Here is a 7,679-nt window from a genome sequence, read left to right on the forward strand (position 1 = left end):
ACCACCAAAACGAAATCGGATTCGCTGAATCAAGGAGATATCTTGACCGAACTACTCGAAGGTGTGAGACCGCAACGCTCTCAGACGGTGGAGAGCAACGATCTCACCGACGGTGTTGTGCTGTACGACAGCTCCAGCGAGGTTGCCCATCACCTCAACCCGGTCGCGACGTTGGTGTGGGAACTGTGTGACGGCCGGACCGTCAGCGAAATTGTCCAGGCCGTGGCAGAAGTGCTCGAGATCCCTGACGACGAGGCGAAGTCGGTAGTCAACGAGACGTACGGACGGCTGAGCACCTCTCGTCTGCTGGTGTGAGAATTCCGTGACAGGCAACCACGTACCACAATTCCGGGCGCACTACCTTTGGGTTGACGCGATTGTGCGCGGTTTCCGCATACCCGAGGTCGGTGTCGTCGAGCATCGGATTGCCAGCCCGTGGCCTGCGGACAACAACGTCGAAGTTCGGATTCAGCGGAATCGAGCGACATTCGGTCGCTGGGACGTCACCATCGAATCGACCATCAGCGGCAGCCGTGAAACGCTGATCGGTCTGGACGGTCTCCAGCTCGCGGAGAGCGTGTACCGCACGGTGCACCGAGATGTCATGACGGCCGCGCACGCCCGACAGTGGACACGCCTGCACGCCGCTCTGGTCGACTGCAACGGTGTGAGAGTGGCGATCGCCGGGCATTCAGGGGCGGGCAAGACCACCTTGGCGCTCGCCCTTGCCATGCGGGGTGCACAACTGCGTGCTGACGAAGGCGTCTTCATTCGTGGTACCGAAGCTGTGGGCTTACCGCGGCGGGTTCACCTCAAAGCCGGTACGTTCGACGTCCTCCCGGAGATCAAAGCGCACGATTCGCTGTATCTTCCGTACGCCCCGCCGGTGTGGGCGTTGGACCCGTCAACCTTGCCTTCTGAACGAAACGTCAGCTCGGCGGTTCGCGGAATCGACCTGGTGCTGATCCTCGATGGATGGGACGAGGGGCCGACTCGACTCGCTCCGATGCCCGTACCCCAAGCGATACAGTCGCTGGCCGAGCAATCCGCACTGTGGTCCGACAACCACAGATTGACCCTGAGAAACATCGCTGCTCTACTCTCGAATGCCCCGTGCTACAGACTGATTCGACATCACGGCGATACCGGCGCCGACACGGTGGAGGAACTGGTGGCGTCATGCGTGACACCCGGTACCTGATTTCCATGTTGAAACCCGAGTGTGGGGCCGACGTCATCCGCTTGTGTTCGCAGCAGGATTGGCCCAGAGTCATCGACGCCGCTGTAAGGCACAAGGTATTGCCGCTGCTCGCCTCCCGAGCGGTCGAGGCCGGCTTCGCATCGGTCCTACCTGCGAGCTTCGCGGAAATGCTGTCGGAATCCTCGGCCACCGCATCGAGTCCGGAATTGACGCTGAGCCTTGTCCATCACCGAAACACCATAAGGATCTCGGACCTCGACGCGCAACGAGTGGAACTGCAAGAGTTGTTACACAGCAACGGATTTCCGACGGTTGCACTGAAGGGTGCCGCCCTTCTCGAGCGAAGAATCTGGCCGAACCCGGCAGCTCGACGGATGACGGACATCGACCTTTTGGTCGTCGACCCTGCACATGCCGTTCCGGCCAACGACGCGATCCTCGATTTCGGCTACCGAATGGTCCGCCCCGACGAAGTGGACTCCGACTCCATCGATCACGACGATCACCAGGAACCGGCACTCCTTCGCGACGACCGTCATGGCTCCGTCGAAATCCATTCGCACTTACTTCCGAGGTTCGCCCGTCACGCGCTGACCCGGGAGGCCGCGGTCCGAGGAATCAGCTCGGAGGCAGAAGGATCCCGCCTTGCGATGGCCGACGTGACGCTGCACGTCATCGCTCACGCGCGGCTTGCCGATCGGGCCTTGATTCGAGCCGATTTGTCGTTGAACAGTGTCTTCGACGTGGGGTACCTGCTCACTTCCGAACCGGAACTCGCTGTGACGCTCTCCAGACGCCAGTTGCCACGCGATGTCCGTCGGGCGGTGAACGTCCACTGGGCGGCGGTGGAATCGATCTTCGGCGTCAGTACCGGAATGACGACCATCTCGGCGCGTTGGTGGTGGCGATGGACGCTGTGGTTGGCGGATCGCCCACGCCTGCACTCGCTCTACCGCGATCTGGTCATGGTGCCGCTCTTTCTCGACCGTGATCGGCTTTCCATCCGGGACGGGCGCGACCTACGTGGATGGGACTTGGCCCGCTCACGCGTGTCCCACTTCGTCCGTCGTGCGAGGACTGCCGTCGAAGATGCCGGGGGAGCGGCGTGAAAGTACTGATCACGGGCGGAGCGGGATTCATCGGAAGCACCGTCGCGTCGAAGTGCGTCGACGCCGGGATCGATGTCGTGATTCTCGACAACCTGCTGACCGGCCGCGCCGAATTTGCGCACAGATTCCCGTTCTACTGCGGCGACATCGCGGACGAGAAACTGCTCGACAAAGTATTCGCAGATCATTCCGATATCGATGCGACAGTTCACTGTGCGGCCTTGATCGTGGTCGGAGATTCCGTGAGTAACCCGGCGCGGTACTACGAGAACAACGTATCCAAGTCGCTGACGCTGGTATCGAGTGTCCTTCGGAACGGGTGTGAGCGCTTCTTGTTCAGTTCCTCTGCGGCGGTGTATGCGCCGAGCGACGGTGGGTGTGTCGACGAACATTGGGGGATCGCACCGCAGAGTCCCTATGCGCACAGCAAGGCTCAGTTCGAAACGATGCTCGACGACATTGCGGCGGCCACTGAATTATCGGCGATATCTCTACGCTACTTCAACCCCGTCGGGGCAGATCCGGATCTGCGAAGTGGTACACCATCGGCACGCCCGACCCACGCACTCGGAAAGCTGTTCGAATCATATTCGACAGGAACGCCTTTCAGGGTTACGGGAACGGATTGGCCGACGCGCGACGGATCCGGAGTGCGTGATTACGTTCATGTCTGGGACCTTGCAGACGCTCATGTTCGAGCACTGGAAAGGTTCGACCGGGTCACCGCTGAATCATCACGCATGACTGTGGTCAATCTGGGCAGCGGGCGGGGGACGACCGTGTGGGAGCTGGTACACACATTCGAGAACGTGCTCGGCGAAGATATCGACGTGGTCGCTGCCGGCCGACGCACCGGTGACACTGCCGGCGCTTACGCATCGAACGATCGTGCGTTGCGACTACTCGGGTGGGTTCCGACATTCACCCTGGAACAGGGGATCGAGGACACCGCGCGGTGGCTGGCAGTGCGGCCGCACCTGCTCAACTCGGTGTAGCCGAACGTCAGCCCGTCGGGTCGTCGTCAACGGTGATGTTGTTGCTACGTAGCCAGAAGGTGGCGTCCGGATTCCACCCGGCGAGCACAGTGGCCCCCGCGTTGGCCGACAACGGGATCGCGACACCTGGCGTGGTCAGATAAGCCATCATGGTCAGGTGCACGGCGTCGTAATCCGCGGACACCGAAACCCAGTCCGGAATGAACCAGTCACGGTATTCACCGGTTGTGTCGTACCACACGGAGCGACGTGAAGCGGGCACTGGCAGGGGATAGGTATCGACCAGATTCGCCCAGTCCTGCGGACCGGTGATCTAGTAGATGCGGGGCGCGCCGTAGATCCTTACCGGCTGCACCCGCGCCTCGTTCGAGGAGCTGTCTTCTTCGAGAATCACCCCGAGGGCCCCGATACCGTCCCGGGCCCTGGTTGTTTCGGTTGTTCCGTTGGCAATAGGGGTAGACCACCATTCGCCTCCGATGTGACGGTCCGGATCTTCGATCTGGTATTCCAGAAACTGACGTTCGTTGTCGAGTGCCTCAGCACGCCACTGTTCGAGGCCGTCCTCTGCACGGTAAATCCGCAAGGGTAGGTCCGACCAGCCGTAAATAGGGTTTCGCTTTTCAACCAGATTCTGGTTCAGACGGTCGACCGGCTCGGTCCACCAGGCAGTGTGTGGCGAGTCGAGTAGTGCTTCGGCAATCGGTCGCAATGCCGCGATCACCTCAGGGCGGACGAAGATCAGATCTTCTTCGTCCGGCGGCTCCCAGTAGCGTGCAAAATCTACGGCATACGCAAGACAGTGCAGAATCTCGAGCTCGGATATTTCTGCTGGCATGCGTAACCGACGTTCGCACAGAAGCGACGGCCACGTGGTGAACCGAGGACGAGTGCAACGGAATCCATCTGGGTAAAAAGCTAGCGGACAAGCTGACGGGGGACGTTCGAATATCCATTACTTGACATAATGTAGATTATCGGCAAAATCTCGACCTGGCGATATCCGCCTCACGCCTGGTTCGTGCAACCTTCTTTGTTTCCGCCCACCCATGTCTGTCTGCCGGTACATTTGCCGGCTTTCCTGCGTTTCAGTCCGAGATCTGCGACCGGCTTGCACGACTCGACCATTGCGACTCCGCGATCGCCGGCTGAATTGCTGCCGATCACCGCCTGGCCTCGCCGGCGACTGCGGCTACGCCGCGCGACCTGGACGTCAGGAACGACCAATAAGTGCTCTGATGTGGATTGATGCCGATAAACACGTCTCACCGACTTCCGGCTACCCCACCTCAATTCGTCACTGTGACGTATTATGGTTGACAGGCTGGAGGCGAGTTCAGTTCCATTGTCATCGCCACGGACTACTATCGCCGCATGTGTTGTATTCGACCGGTCGCTTCTCATGGTCAGTGGCCGCGATGAGCGACACACCCAAGGTCGTGCATCGCTGGCTCGCAGTGCCAGACCAGTTTGACCGATTCACGCGATTCTTGCGCGACAACGGAATTCTGATGCCGACTCGGATAGGCATCGGCGTATTGGTTTTCCTCCTGGGTATCACGATTCTGCTGAAGCGACTGGGCACTCATTCGGTACAGACCATCGGATTTCCGTTGGACGTCGTCGTCGCAGTGCTTGTGATGATCGGCGGAATTGCCCTGCCTGTCGTAGCGACCACCCGTGAAAGGTCGTATTTCTTCGTCGTTGCCGGGGACTTCGCTGTTGCGGTGATCGTGCTGGCCGAGGCGAATCCGGATCAGAGATTGCTTGGATGTCTCGTCTTCGGGCTCGTCGGCTCGTACATAGCCTTCTTTCACAATCTTCGAACTCAGCTGTGGCACCTGCTGTTTTCCGGGGCGGTCATCGTTGTTGCCAGCATCGGCGTGTTCACCGATGTACCTTCTGGCCTTCCAGACGTCCTGGGACGCATTGCCTTTGCCATTCCTGTCATCACTGTCATACCGGTGGTCACGCAGATTGCTCTGGCGCTCCTGAGCAACGACGCTCAAAGCTCAGAACTCGATCCGTTGACGGACCTGCTGAATCGGCGCGGACTCGCACGGCGGACTTCCGAATTACTACAAGCGAAATCCAGCCTCGACCAGTCCTTGCTGGTGGTGGTGATCGACATCGACAATTTCAAACACTTCAACGACACCTACGGTCACGACGTCGGCGACCGAGTCATACTGCGCACGGCCTATCGACTACACGACTGGGCCAGATCGGACGCGGCGATAGCGCGCATCGGCGGTGACGAGTTCGTCGTCGTTCAGATGATGCCGTTGCCGTACGTCGGCGATCTACTGGCCCGGATCGCGCCCATCATGAACTCCCCTACAGGCGAACCAATCTCGACGACAAGCATCGGCATAGCCATCCACAACGGCGCCTGGCCGGACGTACACGCAGCAGAAAGTGGCGTTCACGATCTACATCGCCTCGCCGATTCGGCGATGTACGAAAGCAAGAGAATGGGTGGAAATCACGTCCACTCCATCGTTCTCACCGATCAACAGCTACAACAGCCACAACAGTCAGGCGGTCGTTCAGTCCTCTGAATCGTCGATCAGATGCATCGCGGCTTCCTCTGCCGACGCTGCGCCGCCGTCGATTCCGACGTCTCCGGCAATGAGTTCACTTTCCTCGTCCTCGTATCTGCCCTCGTCTTCGGCAACGAGACGCCCGACCCGACGGTTACCCACTTCGTCACCGTTCGGGAATTCTTCTTCCCGTTCGAATTCGTCGGCATCGGCGGGATCCTTCAAAGGATCTCCGAGCGACGCGTACGGATCGGGTTCTTCTTCGGCCAGGCGCTCATCGAGGGTCTCCCCCGCTGATTCCTCGCTGCCGGTCAACCCGTGGGCATCAAGTCCCAGTGGGCGTTCCGGTGGTGAGATTCCCTCGTCGAGAATGTCGTCGACGCCTCGATCGATCAGAGTGTCTTCAGGTTGAAGCTGGTCGTCGGGATCGAGACTGTAATCGCCATTGCCGGCCGCGCCGGTGTCATCCGTGTCGCTCATACGATCAACGATGCCACGGGCACACCGAGTTGGCCATGTGCCGCGCCTGCTCGATACATCACTGCGGAGACATTCAGCACGAACGCGGGGCCGGCACTCCGTCGAATCGGTCCTGTAGGTACTCGAATGCGGTGGGCAGACCGAGGACCGCAGTGGTGAGGTGGTCCGGGCTGGGGAACAGTTGGGATTGAATCGTGGCTCCGGCGGCGCAGTACCGCGAAATCGTGTTGACCACCGAATCGATGGGGATCAGAACGTCGTCGGGTGTGTGCCATTCGAACACCGGGGCAGTCGGCACACCGGGATAGAGTTCGACGCTGTTGTCGTCCATCACCTTTCGCACTTCAGGGCTGGACAGCAAGGATGTCGACGTCGACACCTGAGAGGCACTGCGCCCGGCACCGACCCTGAGGATGTCGTTGGTGCACGCGTTGGTGAGTTCGGCCCGCATCGACCGTCCGAGGTCGTTGAGTTGGTTGCTCAGCGGCAGTAGGTCGGGATACTCGCGTTCGAGGCCCATTGCTGCGGCGAAGGCGAGGCCGAATGCCGGGTGCGGATCCTGTCCGAGGCCGTTTGCCATCTTGGACAGATTCATCGGGACGCCGCCCTCGGCTACACCGACAAGGTTGACCTCGGGTGCGTAGCTCGGGGCCAGTGCGGCCGCCCACGCGGTGGCCATGCCGCCGCCGGAGTAGCCGGCAATACCTACAGGGCTGGCGCCACTACGCAATTCGGGGACTTTCTGAACGGCGCGGATACCGTCGAGCGTGATCTGTCCGCCCAGGCGCGCGGCGCCGTACGCACTGTTGGGTCCGAGATGGTCGGGAAGGGCAATGGTCCATCCACGTTGCAGCGCGACGTTGAGGATGGGCGCTTCACGGATGACGATGTTGGGATCCGATGCGTAAAGCGCGCGAGATGGCGCACATCCCGTACCGAGTGCATTGACGATGTGCTGATACGAGAGCAACGGGCCGTCTTGTGCTTGATTCGGCGGGACCAGGATCGTGCTGACCGCGGCAATAGGCTTGTTCTCTGAGTTCGTGGACCTGTAACTGACCTGCCAGATCGCGACGCCGGGAAAGGTCATCAGGTCAGGGGCCCGGCGCACGGAGATCGGCGTGCCGGCGGTCCCCTCGGCAGCTGCTTGCGAGTAGAACGGGTCCGGGTCCGGTGCCGGATATGCGGGATCGGCCTGTGCAGTCCCCCCGGAGAGCAGTGCGGCAGTCAGTGCAGCGGCAGTCAGCATCGATCCGGTAAACACGCGTGTGGTTCGCAGTTTCAACGTTTTCCCCTCGTCCGGACCCACCCGGGGTCCATCACCCTGTGTGTTTCACTCATACCCATGTCGAAC

At 60.6% G+C, this 7,679-nt stretch carries 9 protein-coding genes; 5 read left to right on the forward strand and 4 right to left on the reverse strand.

Annotated features, from left to right (window positions below; all coding sequences use genetic code 11):
- Positions 1-42 precede the first annotated feature (42 nt).
- The 4 genes from EHW12_RS15145 to galE are packed head-to-tail and all read left to right on the forward strand — an operon-like array spanning position 43 to position 3,305.
- Positions 43-315, forward strand: a complete 273-nt coding sequence (locus tag EHW12_RS15145) for a PqqD family protein (protein WP_042919772.1) — start codon at positions 43-45, stop codon at positions 313-315.
- 7 nt (positions 316-322) lie between these two features.
- Positions 323-1,201: a hypothetical protein gene (locus tag EHW12_RS15150; RefSeq protein ID WP_241198972.1), complete on the forward strand. Its 879-nt coding sequence runs from the start codon at positions 323-325 to the stop codon at positions 1,199-1,201.
- The gene (locus tag EHW12_RS15155; RefSeq protein WP_054188239.1) at positions 1,180-2,310 is read left to right on the forward strand and encodes a nucleotidyltransferase family protein; all 1,131 of its coding nucleotides are present in this window, start codon (positions 1,180-1,182) and stop codon (positions 2,308-2,310) included. Before EHW12_RS15150 ends, EHW12_RS15155 begins: the two co-directional genes overlap by 22 nt.
- Positions 2,307-3,305, forward strand: coding sequence for a UDP-glucose 4-epimerase GalE (galE, locus tag EHW12_RS15160; protein ID WP_125051071.1), 999 nt, complete (start codon positions 2,307-2,309; stop codon positions 3,303-3,305). Before EHW12_RS15155 ends, galE begins: the two co-directional genes overlap by 4 nt.
- Before the next feature lie 7 nt (positions 3,306-3,312).
- On the opposite strand, the gene EHW12_RS35245 is transcribed toward galE, so the two are convergent.
- Positions 3,313-3,546 (reverse strand): hypothetical protein, encoded by a 234-nt coding sequence (locus EHW12_RS35245; protein WP_241198973.1) that lies wholly within the window; start codon positions 3,544-3,546, stop codon positions 3,313-3,315.
- A 72-nt stretch (positions 3,547-3,618) separates the two neighbouring features.
- Positions 3,619-4,140 (reverse strand): hypothetical protein, encoded by a 522-nt coding sequence (locus EHW12_RS35250; RefSeq protein WP_241198974.1) that lies wholly within the window; start codon positions 4,138-4,140, stop codon positions 3,619-3,621.
- Between the two features lie 400 nt (positions 4,141-4,540).
- On the opposite strand from EHW12_RS35250, the gene EHW12_RS15170 reads away from it, so the two are divergent.
- The gene (locus EHW12_RS15170) at positions 4,541-5,863 is read left to right on the forward strand and encodes a GGDEF domain-containing protein (protein WP_241198975.1); all 1,323 of its coding nucleotides are present in this window, start codon (positions 4,541-4,543) and stop codon (positions 5,861-5,863) included.
- Here EHW12_RS15170 and EHW12_RS15175 read toward each other — a convergent pair.
- Together EHW12_RS15175 and EHW12_RS15180 are read right to left on the reverse strand one after the other, a co-directional pair.
- Positions 5,852-6,325 carry a DUF5709 domain-containing protein gene (locus EHW12_RS15175; RefSeq protein ID WP_003945009.1) on the reverse strand — a complete coding sequence of 158 codons (474 nt, stop codon included), beginning with the start codon at positions 6,323-6,325 and terminating at the stop codon, positions 5,852-5,854. The genes EHW12_RS15170 and EHW12_RS15175 overlap by 12 nt on opposite strands.
- Positions 6,326-6,398: 73 nt before the next feature.
- Positions 6,399-7,604: a lipase gene (locus tag EHW12_RS15180; protein ID WP_030536368.1), complete on the reverse strand. Its 1,206-nt coding sequence runs from the start codon at positions 7,602-7,604 to the stop codon at positions 6,399-6,401.
- Between the last annotated feature and the right edge of the window lie 75 nt (positions 7,605-7,679).

The organism is Rhodococcus sp. NJ-530 (assembly GCF_003860625.1).
GTDB classification, from domain to species: Bacteria; Actinomycetota; Actinomycetes; order Mycobacteriales; family Mycobacteriaceae; genus Rhodococcus_F; species Rhodococcus_F qingshengii.